The organism is Labrenzia sp. THAF35, assembly GCF_009363595.1.
Classification (GTDB): domain Bacteria; phylum Pseudomonadota; class Alphaproteobacteria; order Rhizobiales; family Stappiaceae; genus Roseibium; species Roseibium algicola.
In genome coordinates, this window is the sequence record NZ_CP045381.1 from 285,557 (window position 1) to 304,326 (window position 18,770).

An 18,770-nucleotide genomic window follows, 5' to 3' on the forward strand; every position below is an offset into this window, starting at 1 on the left:
CCCAAAGGCGTTCAACCCGAAACACTAGTCTTCTTTGTCCATGCGTATTTCCCGGAAGAATTTCTCACTTTCGAATTCGAACGATGCCGGCCCGCCAGCTTCAGCCGATGATTCCAATCGGAAAGCGCAGGGCGAAAACCCGCTCGGGCAACCCGCCGCCACAGATGGTGAACGGGTGGCTGAGGCGCGCCGGTTGCCACATGTTGCAGGCAATCCGCAGCAGCAGACAGGAGATGGAAACCAGGGGGTGGAAACCCCTTCGGACGAATCCTGCCAGAGCTATTTCTACCTTGCACCCAACGTGCGCTTCACCCGGACGCCAGACCGCGGTTCAAAGCAGCGATCTGCACCGGTAGAAAACGCGAGCGAAGTCAGCGCCAGTGAAACTGTATCCCCGGTCGAGGTAGAGCCCGCTGCGCAGCAGCCGCTGGTCGCGCCAAACCCCTCCCCTGTTATGCCCGCAACCATGCCAGTTGCACAGGTGATTGGTCAGCCCGCCGATAGTGGAACTGTGAATGTGCAAGCGCCTGCCAATGACGCGCATTCTTCCACGGCGCACCTTGGTTTCCTGTCCGATCACGCCTTCTTTGAATTCATGTCCGACGATGCCATCACTCCGCAGCCGAGTGCGGAAGTGCCTGCGCATAGGGTCGCGGAGCCGGTACGAGCCGTGAGGACCGCTTACGAGGAGGTGCCCGTCGCGGGACAGGTGGCGCGGCCACCGGAGGGAATCGTGTCGCTGTACAAGGTCGTGGAATGCAACGGTTCTGCATCTCCCACGCCTGCGCCTTCCTCTTCCAGACCGATTGCTGCAAGGCCAGCAAACCCGTCTCCGCAGCCGACCGGCCAAAGGCCGACAGCACGACAAAACCCGGAAGGCAATCAGGACGCTACCGGTCGGGCAAGAGTGTCGATTTCGATGCCAAGCCCCACACCCCGGTCCTTGTCCTCCAGCACGCAGGCTCTGCCGCCGATCGGAGCGGGATCCGGTCAACAGTCGCTGTTCGGCAGCTACGAGTTTCCGTCCGGCGATCTGCTGCAACTGCCGCAGGATGGTCCGGGCTTCCAGATGACGCAGGAGCAACTGGAACGGAATGCGGGGCTGCTGGAAAGTGTTCTGGAAGACTTCAAGGTGCGCGGCGAGATTATCCACGTGCGCCCCGGGCCTGTGGTCACCCTTTACGAATTCGAACCGGCCCCGGGTATCAAGTCCTCTCGCATCGTCAACCTTGCCGATGACATTGCCCGTTCCATGTCGGCCATCTCTGCCCGTGTTGCGGTCGTGCCCGGCCGGAACGTCATCGGGATCGAGCTGCCGAATACGGAGCGCGAAACCGTCTACTTCCGCGAATTGATCGATTCGACAAACTTCCGCGCCACCAGCTGCAAGCTTGCGCTGAGCCTCGGCAAGACGATCGGCGGGGAGCCGGTAGTCGCCGATCTTGCGAAGATGCCGCATCTGCTGGTCGCCGGAACGACCGGCTCGGGCAAGTCGGTTGCCATCAACACGATGATCCTGTCGCTGCTCTACCGCCTGAAGCCGGAAGAGTGCCGCTTGATCATGGTAGATCCGAAGATGCTGGAACTGTCCATCTACGACGACATTCCGCACCTGCTGACGCCTGTCGTCACCGATCCGAAAAAGGCCGTGACAGCTCTCAAATGGGCGGTGCGCGAAATGGAGGATCGCTACAGGAAGATGGCACGGCTTGGCGTGCGCAACATTAACGGTTTCAACCAGCGTGCCGCCGCTGCAAGTCAGAAGGGCGAACCGGTTATCGTGTCCGTGCAAACCGGGTTCGACCGCGATACGGGGGAACCGGTCTACGAGCAGCAGGAAATGGACCTCGCTCCGATGCCGTACATCGTCATCATCGTTGACGAGATGGCGGATCTGATGATGGTCGCCGGCAAGGAGATCGAAGGCGCTATCCAGCGTCTGGCGCAGATGGCCCGCGCCGCAGGCATTCATCTCATCATGGCGACACAGCGTCCTTCGGTCGACGTGATCACCGGCACGATCAAGGCAAACTTCCCGACACGGATTTCCTTCCAGGTCACCTCGAAGATCGACAGCCGCACGATTCTTGGTGAGCAGGGTGCGGAACAGCTGCTCGGCATGGGCGACATGCTGCATATGTCGGGTGGTGGCCGTATCAATCGTGTCCATGGCGCCTTCGTCTCGGACGAGGAAGTCGAACAGGTCGTCGCGCACCTGAAAAGCCAGGGCCGGCCCGCGTACCTTGAAACCGTTACCGCGGAAGAAGAGGAAGAGCTGGAAGAAGAGGAAGCTGTCTTCGACAAGGGTGCCATCGCGTCCGAAGACGGTGATGACCTTTACGACAAGGCGGTGAAGATCGTTCTGCGCGACAAGCGCTGCTCAACCTCGTATATCCAGCGCCGTCTCGGCATCGGGTACAACCGTGCCGCTACCCTGGTCGAGAAAATGGAAAACGAAGGCCTTGTCGGCGCGCCCAACCACGTCGGCAAGCGCGAGATCCTGGCCGGCAAGAGAGAACAGCCGAGCGAAGAATAGATACGCAGTACACACCAGAGTGGTGACGTCGATCTAGTGCTGCGTCTCTAGTGGCCGGAGAGACAATCCAGGACGAAATCCGCTCGCTTCCCGACATCCGTCTTCGGCAAGATGATTTTCTCGTAGCCAAGTTGACCGTAGGCATCGAGCAATCGCTGGTATTCTCCGATTGCTTCATCCAGGCCGTGCTGCCGGTCGGCGTCTATGGCGTAAATCTCCGGCCAGGGCGGTGTCAGAAATACCTGAAAATGAAATCGGCTCGTTTTGCCGAGGGTATCTGTCACGGCTACGCCGGCCGCATATTCCAGGGCAACAGCTGCATCGATCAGCCCCCGGTCGAAGAAGACCCATCCTTCAGCGCTGTTCAATCGCTCCCTGTCACGGAATGACATGTCGATCGCTCTTCTGGCGAAGGCTTCGAGATTGACCCAGGGAAGCGCCCTCCCCTCGGCTTGCAGCTCTTCGGCGACGATCCTCCTGCCGGGTTCCGGGACGGTTTCGAAACCCCGTCGTTCCAGTTCCGCCAAAAGCGTCGACTTTCCGCCACCCGAACATCCGGACAGGATGACGTTCCGGCAGTAGGTATCGTTTTGCATCATGATTTCCTTTTCGGAGGGAAGGCCGGGGCTGGTGACCCGTAACATCTGCAATGTGCAGGCAGGTTTTTGCGCCAGTGAGCGCCCACTGGCGGCACCCCTCGTTGGGGGGGGCCGTCAGCACCGACAGTGACTTGCGTCGTCGTGACGCCAATCAGCTGAGCGATGAACGTCTCATGCGTCTCTCCCCCGTGGCCTGCGCGCCCGCAGCAGAAGAAGGCCACAGGAGACCAGGAATGCCATGGTGAGGGCGTAACAAATCACCGGCCATGCCGTGTCGCCGTTCAACACTGTAACAATCAGCGTGCCGAATACACTTACGATCAGGCTCTGGATACAGAAATAGAATGCGACCGCAGAGCCGGCGATATCGTCGAACTGCGCTAGGGCTCCGTTGGCGGTTACCGACACAGTAAAAACGATGCCCGCAGCGACGACCCACATCGGTACGATGAAGCCGAGAAATGAAGGCGCGCCGGATACTTGTCCAATCCCCAACAGAAACGAACCGCAAATGAGCATGACCATACCCCGCGTGACGGATCCGGCTGCCCCCCATGTCTCGACAAACTTTCTGGCAAACCGTGCCGTCGCGATCATGGCGAGAGCAACGCTTGCGAAAGCGAGGCTGAAGGTGATCTGCGAGTAGCCGGCCTGGCCTATGAGGATGCGGGGTGCCGTCGAGAAAAAGACGAAGAAGCTTCCCATGCCTGCGCTGAATGCCGTCGTGTAGACCCAGAAGGACAGGCTTCTGAAAATAGGCCAAACAGGCCGGTGCAGTTTGCCATGGCCGATTGGCCGTGTCTCGGTCCATCTCCAGCTGGCATGCAGGCCTGCCAGCAAGGCCAGAATGCCAAGGGTAATGAAGATTGCCTGCCAGCCGAACAGCCTGTCAATCAATGCCCCGATCATGGGGCCGATCGCTGGAACGAAGGCCAGCATTGAACCCAGGAGCCCATAGATGACAGCCCCTTCCGGCCTTTGGGCATAAACGTCACGAACAGTTGCGAACATCGCCACCAGCATTGCGGAGGCTCCTATAGCCTGAACCACACGCAATGCGACGAAGGCTGAAGCCGACAGCGGCCAGGCTGCCCCCAGCGAAGTGACGATAAACACCGCCACTCCGATCAGCAGCACAGGCCGCCGACCGATCCGGTCCGAGATTGGACCAAAGACAATCTGTCCCAGGCCAAGCATGACCATGTAGAGGCTCAAGGTCAGCTGGATGACGGCAGGTGTCGTGTTCAAGATACCGGGCATTGCCGGAACGATAGGCAGGTAGATATCCATCGCCAGCGAGGCGAGAATGTCGAAGGGAGCCAGCAGCAGGAGCGCCGCTGGCAGCGTATAGGCCCATTTCGGGCGTTGGGATGTCATGAGAATTCAACCGCTCTTTCAGGAAACAAAGGGCGGCGGCAGCTTGTCAGTCGATTCAGTTTGCCGGTCTAACAGAGCGCCGCAACAACGATATGGTTGTTGCGGCTTACTTTTCTGCTGACTTCGAACTTCCCATGACAAGGCACTCCAAATTCACGGATACCCGGATTAGATAGTCTACCGTCGATCGCGTTGCAACGATCCATGTGGCCGTCGGGCCAACGGTCAGGCACAGGGGCTATGCCCGCAGGTGCAGGCCACCAGTCAGCTTGTCCGGATTGAGGACGCGCATGACGGACAGGATCTGGAGGCCATTCGTTGTGAAGGATGTCACGGCATAGATTTGACCGTCGACTTTCCCGATGATGCCGGCTTGGCCGTTCACGTCCGCCAGTTCCAGCGAATAACCGCGGGGTAGTTTCGTCATGACCCCCACTTCCATGCGCGCAATCCTGGCTGCTCCGATGATCGGATGAAGGGCCGCCCAGGCCTTTCCTCCACCATCACTGGTGAAAACGGCGTCTGGTGCGAGCAGCTTTGCGATGCGATCGGCGTCGCGCTCTTGCACGGCCTGGACGTATTGCTTCACCAGTTGTCCGTGCGCGGCATCGGAAACTTCAAAGCGGGGCTTGTCCCGTCTGACCCTCCGGCGCGCGCGGGAGACAAGCTGGCGGCACGCAGCTTCGGACTTGCCGAGTGCAATCGAGACCTCCGAATAGTCGCAGTCAAAGACATCATGCATCAGAAATCCGACCCGCTCCTCCGCGGACAGTCTTTGCAAGACAACCAGAAGAGCCATCGATAGATCGGAAGCAAGTTCTGCCGTGTGATCAGGAGACTGTTCGACTGAAAGCAACGGCTCGGGTAACCAGGGCCCGACATAGTTCTGGCGTTCCGCCCGAATGGCCCGCAACCGGTCGACGCACAGTCGGGACAGGACTGTGACGAGCCAGGCTTCGGCACTTCGAATGTCTGTGGTTTTCGCGCTGTGCCAACGCAGAAACGCCTCCTGGACGACGTCCTCTGCTTCCTGGCGGGAGCCGAGCAGCCGGTATGCGAAGCTGAACAGCCTTGGTCTTAGCTTTTCTGTTTCCGCAATCATGTGCATGCCGGGTTCCTTTCGAACATTGTCCTCAAGGTACCAGACGAAACCGGGCGGGTTTCTGTGACAGGTAATTGTCAGTTTTTTATCGAGAAAGAAAAACCAATGCGGCTGTCACAAGCGGGCGCTGCTTCCGTCTTTGTAGGTGTAGCCACCGGGCAAGCAGAATACCCGAAAGGCACACAACACCGAAAGGACGACCTGTGGAACCGAGACTGAACTTCTATGCAGAAGCGCCTGAGTTGATGAATGCTCAGATGGAACTGAAGAAAGCCGTCGACAAAAGTGTACTGGAAAAAGACCTGATTCACCTGGTCAACTTACGTGCCTCCCAGATCAACGGATGCTCCTATTGTGTCGACATGCACAGCCGGGAAGCCCTTGAAAACGGCGAAAGTGAACATCGGTTGTTCCTCGTCTCTGCCTGGAGGGAATCTCCTCTGTTCTCGGCGCGTGAACGCGCTGCTTTGGCCTGGACCGAAAAAGTGACTCTGATATCCGACGGGGGCGTGCCGGACGCCTTGTACCAAGAGGCTTTGGGGCACTTTTCCAAGAGAGAGCTGACACACCTCACTGTCGCGTTGGGTCTGATAAACACCTTCAATCGGCTTTGTGTCTCTTTCCGCGCCATCCATGCGGTCCCGGACGGCAGCCAGGGTTGAAGAGCTCTGCAGGCTCCAGCGGAAGACCATTGAACCCAGGCCGAACTCGTGCCCCTGCCCTTCAAACCAGGCTCAATCCGGCGGCATCGCTGGATTGGCCGCACGATTGGTATGCGGTGCAACTCTCTTCAGACGTGAGGTACGCTTCAGAACGCGTCGCTTTGTTGATTTCAATGGAAGCCTGAACACGGGGCTTGGAAACAGATCTGAAAGGGCATGATATCGGGCAGTCGTCTCCCACCGCCTGTGCCGCGCAGCGGGAGACGAGAGTTGTCGAGGGTCTGCAGGTCTCAGCCGATTTGCCTGTATGGGGTCAGCCAAGGCCTGTTTCGCTTCATTCGAACTGGAGAGACAGCGTTAAGCCTTGCCCACGTTTTGCCGCTGGACGCCAAGCCCTTCAATGCCCAGTTCGATCACCTCTCCGCCCTTCAGATAGATTGGCGGTTTCTGTCCCATGCCGACGCCCGGAGGCGTGCCGGTGGAAATGATGTCGCCCGGCTGCAGGCTCATGAACCGGCTGACATAGCTGACCAGGTGGGCGACACCGAAGACCATGGTCTCCGTCGACCCGTCCTGATAGCGCTTGCCGTCAACTTCCAGCCACATCTTCAGGTTCTGCGGATCGGAAACCTCGTCCCGGGTCACCAGCCAGGGCCCTGTCGGGCCGAAGGTGTCACAGCCCTTGCCCTTGTCCCAGGTGCCACCGCGTTCGATCTGGAATTCGCGTTCGGAAACATCGTTGATGACGCAATATCCGGCGACGTGGTCAAGGGCTTCGGCATCCTCGATGTAGCTGCCACCCTTGCCGATCACGACACCAAGTTCGACTTCCCAGTCGGTCTTGACCGACCCGCGCGGGATCTTCACGTCGTCATTGGGTCCGCAGATCGCGCTTGTCGCCTTCAGGAAGATCACCGGTTCCTTGGGCACTTCCGCACCGGTTTCGGCGGCATGGTCGGAATAGTTGAGGCCGATGCAGATGAACTTGCCGACGTGGCCAACGCAGGGACCGATACGGCCTTCCTCGAGCAACGGCAGGGTGGCCGGATCGACGGATGCGATTTTCGCCAGCCCGTCCGGCGTCAGCGTGTCGCCGGCAATGTCGGAAACGAGAGCGGAGAGATCCCGCGGCCGGTTATCACTGTCCAGAATGGCGGGCTTTTCCCGTCCGGCGTCTCCAATGCGGAGAAGTTTCATGGGGTTATCCTTGGTTTTGATGTGTGGCTTGTGACATCAGGCGGCGTCTGCGCCACCGTCTCGAAAGATGTGATGTTCGATGGAGGCCGGTTTCATCTCCACGGAAAAACCCGGCATCTGCGGTGGCATATAGGCGGCATTGCGGATGGTGCAGGGGTCGACGAAATGTTCGTGGAGATGATCGACATATTCGATCACGCGTCCTTCCCTGGTTCCGGAAACCGCAACGAAGTCGATCATCGACAGATGCTGCACATACTCGCAAAGACCGACGCCGCCGGCATGCGGCCAGACGGGAGTGCCGAATTTGGCTGCCATCAGCAGAACGCTGAGAACCTCGTTGAGACCGCCCATCCGGCAGGCGTCGATCTGCACGATGTCGATGGCACCGCCTGCGATCATCTGCTTGAAGACGATCCGATTCTGGCACATTTCACCGGTTGCCACCTTCACCGGTGCCACCGCTTCGCGGATCGCGCGATGGCCGGCGATGTCATCCGGGCTGGTTGGTTCTTCGATGAAGTAGGGTTTGGCAAACGCGAGTTGCTGTACCCAGTCGATGGCCTGTCCGACATCCCACACCTGGTTGGCATCGATCATGAGGAACCGGTCGGGCCCGAGCTCCTCCCGGGCGATCCTCAGCCGGCGGATGTCATCGGCGAGATCGCGTCCGACCTTCAGCTTCACATGGGTGTAGCCTGCCTCGACCGCTTCCCGGCACAGCCGGCGCAGCTTGTCGTCGGGATAGCCGAGCCAGCCCGCAGAGGTGGTGTAACAGGGATAACCGTGTGCTTCGAGCTGCGCGATCCGTTCCGCCTTGCCCGGTTCCGCCGCTTTCAGGATGGCAAGTGCCTCTTCCGGCGTGATCGCATCGGTCAGATAGCGGAAATCAATGATGGAAACGATCTCTTCCGGGCTCATGTCCGCGACAAGGCGCCAGACCGGTTTGCCGGCCTGTTTGGCCAAGAGGTCCCAGACGGCATTGACGACGGCGCCGGTGGCGAGATGCATTGCACCCTTGTCCGGTCCGATCCAGCGCAGCTGGCTGTCCGAGGTCACGTGACGCCAGAAGCGGCCGGGATTTTCGGAGATCCAGGCAAGATCAAGCCCGGTCACCAGATGGCGCATGGCCTCGATTGCGGCAACACAGATGTCATTCCCGCGCCCGATGGTGAAGGTCAGGCCATGGCCTTCAAGGCCGTCCTCGTCGGTTTGAAGGACAACATAGGCCGCGGAATAGTCCGGATCGGGGTTCATGGCGTCCGACCCGTCGAGGGTTTCGGACGTCGGAAAGCGGAGATCGTACGTCTTCAGACCGGTGATTGTCGTCACGGGTTCACGTCCTCAATGAAATGTCAGATGGTCCAGCCGCCGTCGATGGCATAGGCCTGTCCGGTGGTATAGGTCGCGTTGGCAAGATGAACCGCGAGATCAGCGATCTCTTCCGGCGTACCGATCCTGCCGATCGGCTGGCGCGCGATGAAGGCAGCCCGGGCGGCTTCATAGTCGCCCTGGGCGCGCAAACGGTCCTGCAGAGAGGGGCTTTCCACCGTGCCCGGGCAGATCGCGTTGCAACGGATGTTCTGCGCCACAAAATCGGCGGCGACCGCCTTGGTCAGGCCGATCACGGCCGCTTTCGTGGTGGTGTAGACGAAGCGGTTCGGCACGCCTTTCATGGAACTTGCGACGGATGCCATGTTGATGATGGCGCCGCCTCCCCGTTCCAGCATTGCCGGCAGCACGGCCCGAATGGTCCGGATCATGGAGCGTACGTTGAGGTCGACCGCAAAGTCGAAGTCCTCGTCTTTCATTTCAAGGATCGAGCCTGCATGAACGAAACCCGCCCCGTTGAAGAGGACGTCCACCGGGCCGGTTTCGGCAACGACTGTCTGGACGTCCGTATCCTTCAAAACGTCGAGGCGACGGATTTCGATCCTCGCTGATCCTTCGAGTTCCGAAAGGGCCGTTTCGTTGATATCCGTTGCCACGACCTTCGCGCCCCTGGCGGCAAAGGCGAGCGCAGTCGCGCGTCCGATCCCCTGTCCCGCGGCTGTCACCAGAACGGTCTTGTCCTTCACCCAGTCTGTCATGTCGGCTCCATCTGCCCCTCAGGCGGGCTTGTTCTTTCGTTCAACGATGTGGATGTGATCGGCGACGAGAACCACTTCGTCGCTTTGATTGAGAACTTCCGTCCGCTCGACCACGCGGCCGAATGCCGGGCGTTTCGGATCATCGTCCTTGGCAACGATGGTCACGCGCGAACGGATGGTGTCTCCGATGAAAACCGGCTTCACGAAGCGCATCCGGTCGTAGCCATAGGAGAAGGCAACCGGGTTGATGACGCTGGCGGTCAGGCCGACGCCGATGGCGAACACCATGGTGCCGTGGGCAATCCGCTGGCCGAAGGGCTGGGTCTTCATGAACTCCGCGTCCATGTGATGCGGAAAGAAGTCTCCGGTATGGCCTGCGTGGACCACGAAGTCGGTTTCGGTAATCGTGCGGCCATAGGTGATGCGCTCATGGCCGAGCTCATAGTCTTCGAAATAGGTCGTTTGTTCCATGACTTATGGTCTTTGTGCGAGTGGAGTTGCAGGGGACGCGGAGGAGGCATAGGCCGCTTCCACCAGAGCCATCGTGTTCCAGGCGTCTTCGACCGAACTCACCAGCTCGGCGTCCTCGCCGGACGCAAAGCGCTGGAGATTTGCCATGCGGCCGACGAAAGCGTCCGGGAACCAGGCCCCTTTCAGGGGGACGGGGATCCACTCGTCTCCACCCTTGGGGCGGATTTCCAGGATGTCTGGTTCCCCGTGCGGATAGTCGAGATTGACACCGAGCTGCAGATAGGCAGCGCCTTCCGTGCCACACACTCGGAACTCGCAAGCCTGGTGCCGACGACCGAACTTGTGATCGTGATTGATAGAGAGCGCACAACGCACCTTGTCGCCGTAGTCGAGGATGGCGCTGGTGCGGGTCTGGGCCATTTCATGGGACGGATGGCCGAGCGATTTCGCGTGCACGCCTTTCGGGTCGCCAAGCACCTGCCGGATCAGGTCGAGATAATGGATCGAATGCATGGTGATCTCGATTCGGGGCAGTCCTTTCAAGAAGGCCCAGAGCTCCCAGGGCGTGGCGAGAGCCAGCCAGGCATCGAAATCGACAACTTCTCCAAGCCAGCCCTTGGCGATGGCGTCCTTGAGGGCGAGCATCATCGGTGCGAAGCGGAGCTGGAAGTTGATGGCGGCGATCAGCTTGCGCTCGCGGCAGATCCTGAGAATATCCGTTGCCTGGTCCAGGTCGCTGCCCATGGGCTTCTGGATCAGCACCGCGGCTCCTTCCGGCAGCAGGCCGAGGACATCGGCATGCACCTGTGGCGGGGTGGCAAGGTCGAAGACCGCGCCCGGCACACTGGCTGCTTCCTCCGCGCTGGCAAAGGCCTTGATGCCCCATTGATCCGCCAGAGCCTGCGCTTTGCCGGCATCCGGGTCATAAAGCCCCGCAATCGGAAAGCCGCCTTTCCTGTAAGCGGGGAAATGGGCATCACCGACGATGGAGCCTGCGCCGAAAGTCACGATGGGGCGTGGATTGGCGGGCCTTGGCCAGTCCTGGGAAAGGCTGGCCGGATCGAAAGCTTCAGTCATGATGGAAGACCTCTTCCATCATCGCCCACCACTCGCCGTCCTTTCGGGTGTCGAGCGGCTTCTGGCAGGGCATGCAGACGTCCCACCATTCCTGCGTTTTCGGATCGGCAGCCATCTTCGCGGCATCGGCCTCAAAGTCCGTGCCATGATATTCCCAGTAGCCGAAGAGCAGATTTTCCGGCTCCTTCAGGAAGATGGAATAATTCCGGATGTTGCATTTGGAGATCATGTCGAGGATCTCCGGCCAGACCGCAGCGTGCAGTCGCTTGTATTCGGCGACTTTCTCCGGCTCGAGACCGATCACCATGCCCATGCGCTGCATGACCTACGCCTCCTGCCGGGTGATTGTGCTGGTGAATTCGGGAATGCTCTTTCCGCGCACCGCGTCCCAGTCCCAATCGATGCCGATGCCCGGTTCGACGGGTGCGAGCGCATGGCCGTTTTCAATTGTCATGCGGCTATTGGTCAGTTCGTCGAGCTGCGGAATGTATTCGACGTATTTGCCGTTCTGCACGGCACAGGTCAGGCTGACGTGCAGCTCCATCAGGAAGTGCGGACAGATCGGCATGTCGAAGGCTTCCGCAGCATGGGCAACCTTCAGCCAGGGGGTGATGCCGCCGATCCGTCCGGCATCGACCTGCACCACAGAGCACGCTCCGGCCTGCATGTATTCCCGGAAATGCCGGATCGAATAGAGCGACTCGCCGACAGCGACCGGCGTCGAGGTTCTCTGCGACAGGCGCACATGGCCACCGATGTCGTCGGCGGGTAGCGGCTCCTCGAACCAGGCAAGGTCCAGGTCCCGCAGGCGGTCGGCGCGCCGGATGGCTTCATCAACGGTGAAGCCCTGATTGCAATCGGTCATGATCTCATAACCGTCACCGACGGCGGCACGCACGGCGGCAAGCCGCTCGTAGTCCTCGGAGACATGCGGGCGGCCGATCTTGACCTTCGATCCGGTAAAGCCCTTTGCCTTGGCCGCAAGAGCATCCTCGACCAGGGCTTCGGTTTCGATGTGCAGCCAGCCGCCTTCGGTCGTATACAGCGGGCAACGGTCCTTGGCTCCACCCGCCAGCTTCCAGAGCGGCAGCCCCATCTTGCGCGCACGCAGGTCCCAGAGGGCCGTGTCGATGGCGGCAAGCGCAATGGAGGAAATGGCGCCGATCGTGGTGGCGTGGGTGAAGAACTCCAGTTCGTGCCAGATGCCCTCGATCATGTCTGCGTCACGGCCGATCAGAACCGGGGCGAGATGGTCCGCAAGAAGCCGCATGACCGACGATCCACCGGTGCCGATCGTATAGCTGTAGCCTGTGCCCGTTGCACCGTCCGCATCGGTGATCGTGACGATCGGTGTTTCCTGGCTGACGAAACTCTGGATCGCATCGGTTCGCTTGACCTTCGGAACCAGGTCGACCATGCGCAGTTCGACTTTTTCAATCCGTGCCATGCGTTCAGCTCCTCAAGGTCTGTTCGGTGGCGGCATCGAAGAGATGTGCCTGGCTGAGGTCGAAACTGAGATCGATCTTGTCACCGGTGTGCAGCGCCTTCGGGTTGAGCATGCGCGCAATCCAGTCCTCACCAGCGAACTCCGCAAAGACCAGGGTCTCGTTGCCGAGCGGTTCGGTGATCGAGACAGGCACCTGCGTCGTGTGCACGTCATGGGCCTCGCCGGAATGCAGGCCATGTCCTGCCGGATACAAATCGTCCGGTCTCAGGCCGAACACGACCTTCTGGCCAACGCTGACCGCGTTCCGGAATTGCATCGGCAGCGGAAGGCTGGCGCCATTTGCGAAGGCGAGCTTGCCATCGTCGATGACCGCTTCGCGCAGGTTCATGGTCGGCGAACCGATGAACCCGGCGACAAAGCGGGTCTTTGGGCGCTGGAAGACTTCCTCCGGCGTGCCGACCTGTTCGATATGGCCGTCGCGCATGATCACGATCCTGTCGGACAGGGTCATGGCTTCCACCTGGTCATGGGTCACGTAGATGACCGTCGACTGGACCTTGGAATGCAGTTTCTTGATCTCCGTGCGCATCTGCATGCGCAGCTTGGCATCAAGGTTGGAAAGCGGTTCGTCGAACAGGAACACATCCGGATTGCGCACGATGGCGCGGCCCATGGCAACACGCTGGCGCTGGCCGCCGGAAAGTTGGGACGGCCGTCGTTCCAGAAGGGCCTCGAGGCTGAGCGTGCGCGCCGCTTCCGCGACCGCCGCATCGATCTCCGCCTGGGATTTTCCGGCGATCTTGAGTGAAAATCCCATATTCTCTGCAACCGTCATATGCGGGTAGAGCGCATAGGACTGGAAGACCATGGAGATGTTGCGTTGGCGCGGCGGCAGGTCATTGACCACCCGGTCGCCGATGTGGATTTCGCCACCCGAGATGTCCTCCAGCCCGGCGATCATGCGAAGCGAGGTCGACTTGCCACAGCCGGACGGGCCGACCAGCGCGATGAACTCCCGGTCCTTGACCTCAAGGTTGATGGAATGAACCACCTCCAGTTGCCCGTATTTCTTGACCAGGTTTTTCAAAGAGACGGTAGCCATGTCTATCCCTTCACTGCGCCGGAGGTGAGGCCGGAGACGAGGTGTTTTTGTACGATGAATGTCAGGGTGAGTGCCGGAATGATCATGACCACGGCCAGCGCGCACATGCCCCGCCAGTCGATGGTGAATTCGGCGGTGTAATCCAGCAGACCGACCGGCAGCGTCTTGGAATTGGTCGACCGGGTGAGCTGGGATGCCAGCGCGAATTCGTTCCAGGAAATCAGGAAGGCGAAGATACCGGCGGAGGCGATGCCTGAACGCGCCAGCGGAAATTCAACCTGCCAGAAGGCTTGCCACCGGGTGCAGCCGTCGATCTGGGCCGCTTCCGCAAGATCCCGGGGGACCTGTCTGAAGAAACCGTCGATCAGCCAGACCGTGAAGGGCACGTTGAGCGCCACATAGGCAAGGATCAGGCCGAAGTGGGTGTCGATGATGCCGATCTTGGCATAGACGAAGAACAGCGGCAGTGACAGCGCGATGCCTGGCACGGTTCGCGTGAGCATGAAGCCAAGGAAAATGGCCGACTTGCCGCGGAACCGGTAACGCGCAAACGCGTAACCACCAGCCATGCCGACCGCCAGGGCAATCACGGTCGAGGTGACCGAGATGATCAGTGAATTGCGGAAGTATTCCAGCACCGGAATGCCGCCCTGGCCAACGCCGGAGAACATTGCCACATAGGCGTCGAACGACAACTCACGGGGGATCCACACTGGCGGTTTGGCCATGATCTCGACTGTCGGGCGGAGCGAGGAAAGAACGATCCAGACCCCCGGCAGACAGATGATCGTCATGGCGAGGAACAGTCCGATCAGGTGGCCGGCCTTCAGGAAACGGCCCTTGAGGCGATGTGCGGTATTCTCGTCCATGATCACCACTCCGCGCCGATCTGCTGGCGGGCCTTCGCGAGTTGCCGGAAGAACACCGCCGTGAACAGGATTGAAAGAAGAATGGCGATGTAGGCCATGGCGTTGGCCAGCCCCATGCGCGCGTCGGAATAGGCGGTGCGGGCAATCATCGTCCAGAGGATCTCGGTGCGCCCGGCAGGGCCGCCATCGGTCATGATCTTGACGATGTCATAGGCGCGCGCGATGTCGAGCGAGCGGATGGTCATGGCGATATAGGCAAAGGGCATGATGAACGGCCAGGTCACATAGCGGAAGCTCTGCCACGAGGTGCAACCGTCCACCTTGGCCGCTTCCAGCGGCTCGCGCGGCATGGCCATCAGGCCCGCCAGAATGAAGATCGCGAAGACCGCGGTGGACGACCAGATTTCCGCAATCAGGATGGAAATGAAGGCAAGCTGTCCGTCGATCAGCCAGGGAATGGCGATATCCGTGAGCCCGAGCGATTGCAGCGCGTTGTTCACGACGCCGATGTTGTCGTTGAACATGAACTTGAACTGGAAGCCGACCAGAACCGGCGAGAACATCATTGGAAACATCATGATGGTGCGCAGGATCCGCTGTCCGCGGGTGGCCTTTTCAACAAGCAGCGCCAGGCCCAGGCCGAGCAGCATTTCCAGGTTGAGCGCGAAGGTCAGCAGCAGCACCGTGCGGCCGAACGCGATCCAGAAATCCATGTCCGTCAGAAGCCGCACGTAGTTGCGGAAGCCGATGAACGTATAGATCGTGTCCGGCCGGGTCAGGCGGAACGGCGTGAAACTTGAATACAGTGACAACAGGAGTGGCACGACCACCACTGCCGCCAGGACGATAAACGCCGGCAGCAGCAGAAGCACATGCGGCGCGGGCTTCCAGCCTCTCATTCTATCCTCATATCGTTTTACGAAAGGAGCTAGCCGACCCGCGAATGTCGCGCGCGGGAAACCCGGCGGGATCAGGCGCGGCAGGGCCGCGCCTGTCCTTGAGCGAGCTTAGAGCTCTCCGGCATCCTGCAGGATTTCGGTGGCCTCGGCCGCTGCATCGTCAAGTGCCTGCTGGGGCGTCTTGTCGCCAAGAATGGCAGCCTGCAGCTGCGGGTAGACCGCGTTGGAGATCTCGATCCAGGACGGAGACTGAGGAACCGGGTAAGCGCCCTTGGCGGCTTCCTGGAAGGCCTGCAGAACTTCCTTGCGGAACGGGTCGTCGGAGGCTTCCGCGATCACCCAGTCCCAGACAGCGTCGCGCGTCGGCAACGGTCCACCGGCTGCTTCCTGCTTCTGGCTGTCCTCGTTGGTCAGGAACCAGACGAGGGAAGCTGCGGCTTCCTTGTTCTCGCAGTTTTCGGTGACGGAGAAACCGTGATGTCCCGACCATCCGGTCCGGGCACCCGAGGAGCCCTTGGGCGGTGCAACGACACCGACATCGCCGGCCACCTTGGAAGCACCCGGGTCGTTGAAGAAGCCGGCCCAGCCCGGCCAGTCCAGGTTGATGGCAACCGTACCGGAAGCAAATCCCTGGCCGAGGTCGTCCCACAGGTAGTTGGTCGTACCGGCAGGTACGGCTTTCGCTTTGTAGAGATCCACGAACCAGTTGAGCGCACGCACACCGGCTTCCGAATTGAATGCAGGCTTGCCATCGGCATCCAGGTACTCGCCGCCTTCCGCGCGCAGCATTTCATAGAAACGGCCGTTGATGGCCTCTTCCTTGCCGGCAAATTGCGTGCCGTAGAAGTCCGGCGGATTGGCGAAGAACTCGGCCTGATCGGTCACCTGCTGCCAGGTGTCCGGCGGCGTCAGGTCATAGCCGAATTTTTCCTTGAACTTCGCCTTGTTGTCTTCGTCCGCATAAAGGCTCTTCTGGTAGTAGAGCGCGGAAACATCGAACTGGGCGCGCGGCAGCATCACCAGTTTTCCGTCAAGCGTCGAGGCGGAGATGTTGGCATCGACGAAGGCGTCGATTTCGTCCTTCGGCAGCAGTGCTGCAAGGTCGGTGTAGATGCCCGGATACTGGGGCGCGAAGGATGAGTGGTTCGAACCCACACACCAGTTCAACGCACCCACGGCGATGTCCGACTTGATCTCCTTGTCGAGGTCGAAGTGGTTCTTCTTGGAGATGACGTTGACCTTGGCCCCCGTCGCCGCCTCCCATTCGCCGATGCGCGCGTAGAGCTTTTCGTACTGCTGGCCACCGATCAGCTTGGCATCGATCGTGACCCCGTCAAACTTGCCCGGCAAATCCTGCGCGAGCGCAGAGCCAACGGCAAAAAGAGCGATAACGCCGGCGGACGCGCCGGCCAGTAGATTTTTCATGAGCCTCCTCCCGAGACTTTCAAAGAAGGCGGGTGCCCGCCCAAACAACTCACTAATGAGTGGTTCATTTATATACAAACATGCTCTTCATTTATGGTCAAGCTACTCCGGCGCATTCTTGTTTGTTTTTCGAGCAGGGTGTGCGTATATGAATATTGCACTTCATGGAGAAAAGTATGGAACAGGAAGAGGATCGATACCGGGCGCCCGCCCTCGACAAGGGGCTCGATATTCTTGAACTTCTTGCAGGCATTGACGGCGGATTGACCCAGGCGGAGATCGCCAAGCATCTCGGCCGCAGCCCCAACGAATTCTACCGCATGCTGGACCGGTTGGTGCGTCGGGGTTACGTCACAAGGATCGACGGTGACCGCTACTCGCTGACGCTCAAGCTCTTCGGTCTGGCGCAGTCCCATGCGCCGGTCCGCCGTCTCGTTTCCTTTGCAACGCCCTTCATGCGCGACCTCGCGGAAAAGACGCTCCAGGCAAACCAGCTCTCCGTCTTCGACCGTGGATCGGTCGTCGTCGTCGCGCAGCAGGAGGCACCGAGCTACTGGGGGATCTCAATCCGCGTCGGCTCGAATATTTCGCTCTACGACACCGGATCCGGTCACGTTCTTCTGGCCTTCAGGCCGCAAGAGGAACGCCTGATGATGATCAACGAATATTCCCGTAGCACCGAACATCCGACCGTCGAGAAGGAGTTCTTCGACCGGCTCGACCAGATTTCGGAACGCGGCTACGAAATGATGCCGAGCCTCCAGACTGCCGGTGTCTACAACCTGTCCGCTCCGATCCTGAGCCCGGACGGACGGGCCATCGCGGCGCTGACAATTCCTTTCATCACGCTGGTGAACACCCCGCAGGCCCCTGACATCACCGGGACGCTGGAACTTCTGACCAGGACCGCGCGACAGTTGTCGGAACTGACCGGAACGGACGGCAAATCGGCCGAATAAATTCTTATTTGAATAATCTATTTTCCTGTGGAAGGATTGCCCGGCTATTTGCGAGGAGGAGCAGCATGATCGTCGACACCCATCTTCATGTCATAGACCGGTCGGCTCTGGACTATCCGTGGCTGGCGGGTGTCGAACCGCTCAATCGGGACTGGACATATGAGACCTATGCCCGTGATGCGCGGCGCGCAGGCATTTCGACCACGCTTCACATGGAGGTCGATGTCGCTGAACCCCTCATCGAAGCTGAGACAGGATATGTCGGCACTCTGGCAAACCGGCCGGACAGCCTCATCAAGGGGGCAATTGCGTCTTGCCGTCCCGAGGAGGAAAGCTTTGCTGCCTATCTGGAGCGGCAGCAGGTAAATGAGCTTGTGAAGGGTTTCCGGCGTGTGTTGCACGTCATGCCGGACGAGTTGTCCGATCAGCCTCTATTCCGGGAAAACCTGAAGCGCCTTGGCGGCACGCGCTTCACCTTCGACCTCTGCGTCCTGCCCCGCCAGCTTGAGCGGGCAATAGAGCTTGTCGATCTGGCTCCCGACGTCACCTTCATACTGGACCATTGCGGTGTACCGGATATCGCCGCCGACGAACGCCAGCCCTGGCAGGAGCGGGTTACTGAACTCGCAAAACGCCCCAATGTCTGCGCCAAGATCTCCGGGATCGTAGCCTATGCCGATCCTGAAAGCTGGATTGCCGAAACCCTGCGCCCCTGGGCCGAGCACACCATTCAGGCATTCGGCTGGGACCGTGTTGTCTGGGGCAGTGACTGGCCGGTCTGCACGCTTGGTGGCGGCTTGCTGGCATGGGTTGCTGCGACCCACGCCCTGCTGGAAGGCGTCAGCGAGGATGAACGTACAAAGCTGCTGTCCGGAAACGCAAAACGTATCTGGCAGCTTTGATCAAATGAACAGCGCCCCCAATGTGATTGGGCGCGCGTTTGGACGGTTGTCCGCAG

General features: G+C 60.0%; 18 protein-coding genes. 4 read left to right on the forward strand and 14 right to left on the reverse strand.

All coding sequences use genetic code 11. The features are described 5' to 3' along the window. The first annotated feature begins 466 nt into the window (after nucleotides 1–466). A complete protein-coding gene (locus FIU93_RS29630; protein ID WP_286202477.1) occupies nucleotides 467–2,536 on the forward strand; it encodes a DNA translocase FtsK in 2,070 nt (689 codons plus the stop codon). A gap of 47 nt (nucleotides 2,537–2,583) precedes the next feature. Here FIU93_RS29630 and FIU93_RS29635 read toward each other — a convergent pair whose 3' ends face one another. The 3 genes from FIU93_RS29635 to FIU93_RS29645 form a co-directional block, all read right to left on the reverse strand. Then, the gene (locus tag FIU93_RS29635; protein WP_152508006.1) at nucleotides 2,584–3,132 is read right to left on the reverse strand and encodes an AAA family ATPase; all 549 of its coding nucleotides are present in this window, start codon (nucleotides 3,130–3,132) and stop codon (nucleotides 2,584–2,586) included. A 174-nt stretch (nucleotides 3,133–3,306) separates the two neighbouring features. Further along, on the reverse strand, nucleotides 3,307–4,512 hold the full coding sequence (gene cml, locus FIU93_RS29640; RefSeq protein ID WP_152507914.1) for a CmlA/FloR family chloramphenicol efflux MFS transporter: 1,206 nt from the start codon (nucleotides 4,510–4,512) through the stop codon (nucleotides 3,307–3,309). A gap of 238 nt (nucleotides 4,513–4,750) precedes the next feature. Beyond that, entirely contained in the window at nucleotides 4,751–5,620 is an 870-nt protein-coding gene (locus FIU93_RS29645; protein WP_152507915.1) for an RNA polymerase sigma-70 factor, read from the reverse strand. A 197-nt stretch (nucleotides 5,621–5,817) separates the two neighbouring features. On the opposite strand from FIU93_RS29645, the gene FIU93_RS29650 reads away from it, so the two are divergent. Beyond that, complete coding sequence (locus FIU93_RS29650; RefSeq protein ID WP_152507916.1) at nucleotides 5,818–6,276, forward strand: carboxymuconolactone decarboxylase family protein; 459 nt, start codon at nucleotides 5,818–5,820, stop codon at nucleotides 6,274–6,276. Between the two features lie 357 nt (nucleotides 6,277–6,633). On the opposite strand, the gene FIU93_RS29655 is transcribed toward FIU93_RS29650, so the two are convergent. The 11 genes from FIU93_RS29655 to FIU93_RS29705 all read right to left on the reverse strand — a co-directional run bounded on the left by FIU93_RS29655 (nucleotide 6,634) and on the right by FIU93_RS29705 (nucleotide 16,853). Then, nucleotides 6,634–7,473 (reverse strand): fumarylacetoacetate hydrolase family protein, encoded by an 840-nt coding sequence (locus FIU93_RS29655; RefSeq protein WP_152507917.1) that lies wholly within the window; start codon nucleotides 7,471–7,473, stop codon nucleotides 6,634–6,636. Between the two features lie 36 nt (nucleotides 7,474–7,509). Beyond that, the gene (locus tag FIU93_RS29660; RefSeq protein WP_152507918.1) at nucleotides 7,510–8,805 is read right to left on the reverse strand and encodes an L-fuconate dehydratase; all 1,296 of its coding nucleotides are present in this window, start codon (nucleotides 8,803–8,805) and stop codon (nucleotides 7,510–7,512) included. A gap of 23 nt (nucleotides 8,806–8,828) precedes the next feature. Continuing rightward, complete coding sequence (locus FIU93_RS29665) at nucleotides 8,829–9,563, reverse strand: SDR family oxidoreductase (protein ID WP_152507919.1); 735 nt, start codon at nucleotides 9,561–9,563, stop codon at nucleotides 8,829–8,831. Between the two features lie 18 nt (nucleotides 9,564–9,581). Further along, a complete protein-coding gene (locus tag FIU93_RS29670) occupies nucleotides 9,582–10,034 on the reverse strand; it encodes a MaoC/PaaZ C-terminal domain-containing protein (RefSeq protein ID WP_055661060.1) in 453 nt (150 codons plus the stop codon). Nucleotides 10,035–10,037: 3 nt separating this feature from the next. Then, nucleotides 10,038–11,111, reverse strand: a complete 1,074-nt coding sequence (locus FIU93_RS29675; RefSeq protein ID WP_152507920.1) for a Gfo/Idh/MocA family oxidoreductase — start codon at nucleotides 11,109–11,111, stop codon at nucleotides 10,038–10,040. Beyond that, entirely contained in the window at nucleotides 11,104–11,433 is a 330-nt protein-coding gene (locus FIU93_RS29680; RefSeq protein ID WP_152507921.1) for an L-rhamnose mutarotase, read from the reverse strand. Before FIU93_RS29680 ends, FIU93_RS29675 begins: the two co-directional genes overlap by 8 nt. A 3-nt stretch (nucleotides 11,434–11,436) precedes the next feature. Then, on the reverse strand, nucleotides 11,437–12,558 hold the full coding sequence (locus FIU93_RS29685) for a mandelate racemase/muconate lactonizing enzyme family protein (protein ID WP_023001326.1): 1,122 nt from the start codon (nucleotides 12,556–12,558) through the stop codon (nucleotides 11,437–11,439). Between the two features lie 4 nt (nucleotides 12,559–12,562). After that, nucleotides 12,563–13,660, reverse strand: a complete 1,098-nt coding sequence (gene ugpC, locus FIU93_RS29690) for a sn-glycerol-3-phosphate ABC transporter ATP-binding protein UgpC (protein WP_152507922.1) — start codon at nucleotides 13,658–13,660, stop codon at nucleotides 12,563–12,565. A 2-nt stretch (nucleotides 13,661–13,662) separates the two neighbouring features. Beyond that, complete coding sequence (locus FIU93_RS29695; RefSeq protein ID WP_031269448.1) at nucleotides 13,663–14,529, reverse strand: carbohydrate ABC transporter permease; 867 nt, start codon at nucleotides 14,527–14,529, stop codon at nucleotides 13,663–13,665. 2 nt (nucleotides 14,530–14,531) lie between these two features. Then, nucleotides 14,532–15,428 (reverse strand): sugar ABC transporter permease, encoded by an 897-nt coding sequence (locus tag FIU93_RS29700; protein WP_152507923.1) that lies wholly within the window; start codon nucleotides 15,426–15,428, stop codon nucleotides 14,532–14,534. Between the two features lie 108 nt (nucleotides 15,429–15,536). Then, entirely contained in the window at nucleotides 15,537–16,853 is a 1,317-nt protein-coding gene (locus tag FIU93_RS29705; RefSeq protein WP_152507924.1) for a sugar ABC transporter substrate-binding protein, read from the reverse strand. 176 nt (nucleotides 16,854–17,029) lie between these two features. Between FIU93_RS29705 and FIU93_RS29710 the strand changes: the two genes are divergently transcribed. Both FIU93_RS29710 and FIU93_RS29715 read left to right on the forward strand, forming a co-directional pair. Continuing rightward, on the forward strand, nucleotides 17,030–17,812 hold the full coding sequence (locus FIU93_RS29710) for an IclR family transcriptional regulator (protein ID WP_152507925.1): 783 nt from the start codon (nucleotides 17,030–17,032) through the stop codon (nucleotides 17,810–17,812). A 65-nt stretch (nucleotides 17,813–17,877) separates the two neighbouring features. After that, nucleotides 17,878–18,714, forward strand: coding sequence for an amidohydrolase (locus FIU93_RS29715; RefSeq protein WP_152507926.1), 837 nt, complete (start codon nucleotides 17,878–17,880; stop codon nucleotides 18,712–18,714). Nucleotides 18,715–18,770: the final 56 nt, after the last annotated feature.

Excerpts from the sequence above, each read along its gene's own strand:
- FIU93_RS29710 (WP_152507925.1), top strand. The coding sequence starts at position 17,030 with ATGGAACAGGAAGAGGATCGATACCGGGCGCCCGCCCTCGACAAGGGG.
- FIU93_RS29630 (WP_286202477.1), top strand. The coding sequence starts at position 467 with ATGCCAGTTGCACAGGTGATTGGTCAGCCCGCCGATAGTGGAACTGTG.
- ugpC (WP_152507922.1), bottom strand. The coding sequence starts at position 13,660 with ATGGCTACCGTCTCTTTGAAAAACCTGGTCAAGAAATACGGGCAACTG.
- FIU93_RS29675 (WP_152507920.1), bottom strand. The coding sequence starts at position 11,111 with ATGACTGAAGCTTTCGATCCGGCCAGCCTTTCCCAGGACTGGCCAAGG.
- FIU93_RS29670 (WP_055661060.1), bottom strand. The coding sequence starts at position 10,034 with ATGGAACAAACGACCTATTTCGAAGACTATGAGCTCGGCCATGAGCGC.
- FIU93_RS29635 (WP_152508006.1), bottom strand. The coding sequence starts at position 3,132 with ATGCAAAACGATACCTACTGCCGGAACGTCATCCTGTCCGGATGTTCG.
- FIU93_RS29645 (WP_152507915.1), bottom strand. The coding sequence starts at position 5,620 with ATGCACATGATTGCGGAAACAGAAAAGCTAAGACCAAGGCTGTTCAGC.
- FIU93_RS29715 (WP_152507926.1), top strand. The coding sequence starts at position 17,878 with ATGATCGTCGACACCCATCTTCATGTCATAGACCGGTCGGCTCTGGAC.
- FIU93_RS29705 (WP_152507924.1), bottom strand. The coding sequence starts at position 16,853 with ATGAAAAATCTACTGGCCGGCGCGTCCGCCGGCGTTATCGCTCTTTTT.
- FIU93_RS29685 (WP_023001326.1), bottom strand. The coding sequence starts at position 12,558 with ATGGCACGGATTGAAAAAGTCGAACTGCGCATGGTCGACCTGGTTCCG.
- FIU93_RS29695 (WP_031269448.1), bottom strand. The coding sequence starts at position 14,529 with ATGGACGAGAATACCGCACATCGCCTCAAGGGCCGTTTCCTGAAGGCC.
- cml (WP_152507914.1), bottom strand. The coding sequence starts at position 4,512 with ATGACATCCCAACGCCCGAAATGGGCCTATACGCTGCCAGCGGCGCTC.
- FIU93_RS29665 (WP_152507919.1), bottom strand. The coding sequence starts at position 9,563 with ATGACAGACTGGGTGAAGGACAAGACCGTTCTGGTGACAGCCGCGGGA.
- FIU93_RS29680 (WP_152507921.1), bottom strand. The coding sequence starts at position 11,433 with ATGCAGCGCATGGGCATGGTGATCGGTCTCGAGCCGGAGAAAGTCGCC.
- FIU93_RS29700 (WP_152507923.1), bottom strand. The coding sequence starts at position 15,428 with ATGAGAGGCTGGAAGCCCGCGCCGCATGTGCTTCTGCTGCTGCCGGCG.
- FIU93_RS29655 (WP_152507917.1), bottom strand. The coding sequence starts at position 7,473 with ATGAAACTTCTCCGCATTGGAGACGCCGGACGGGAAAAGCCCGCCATT.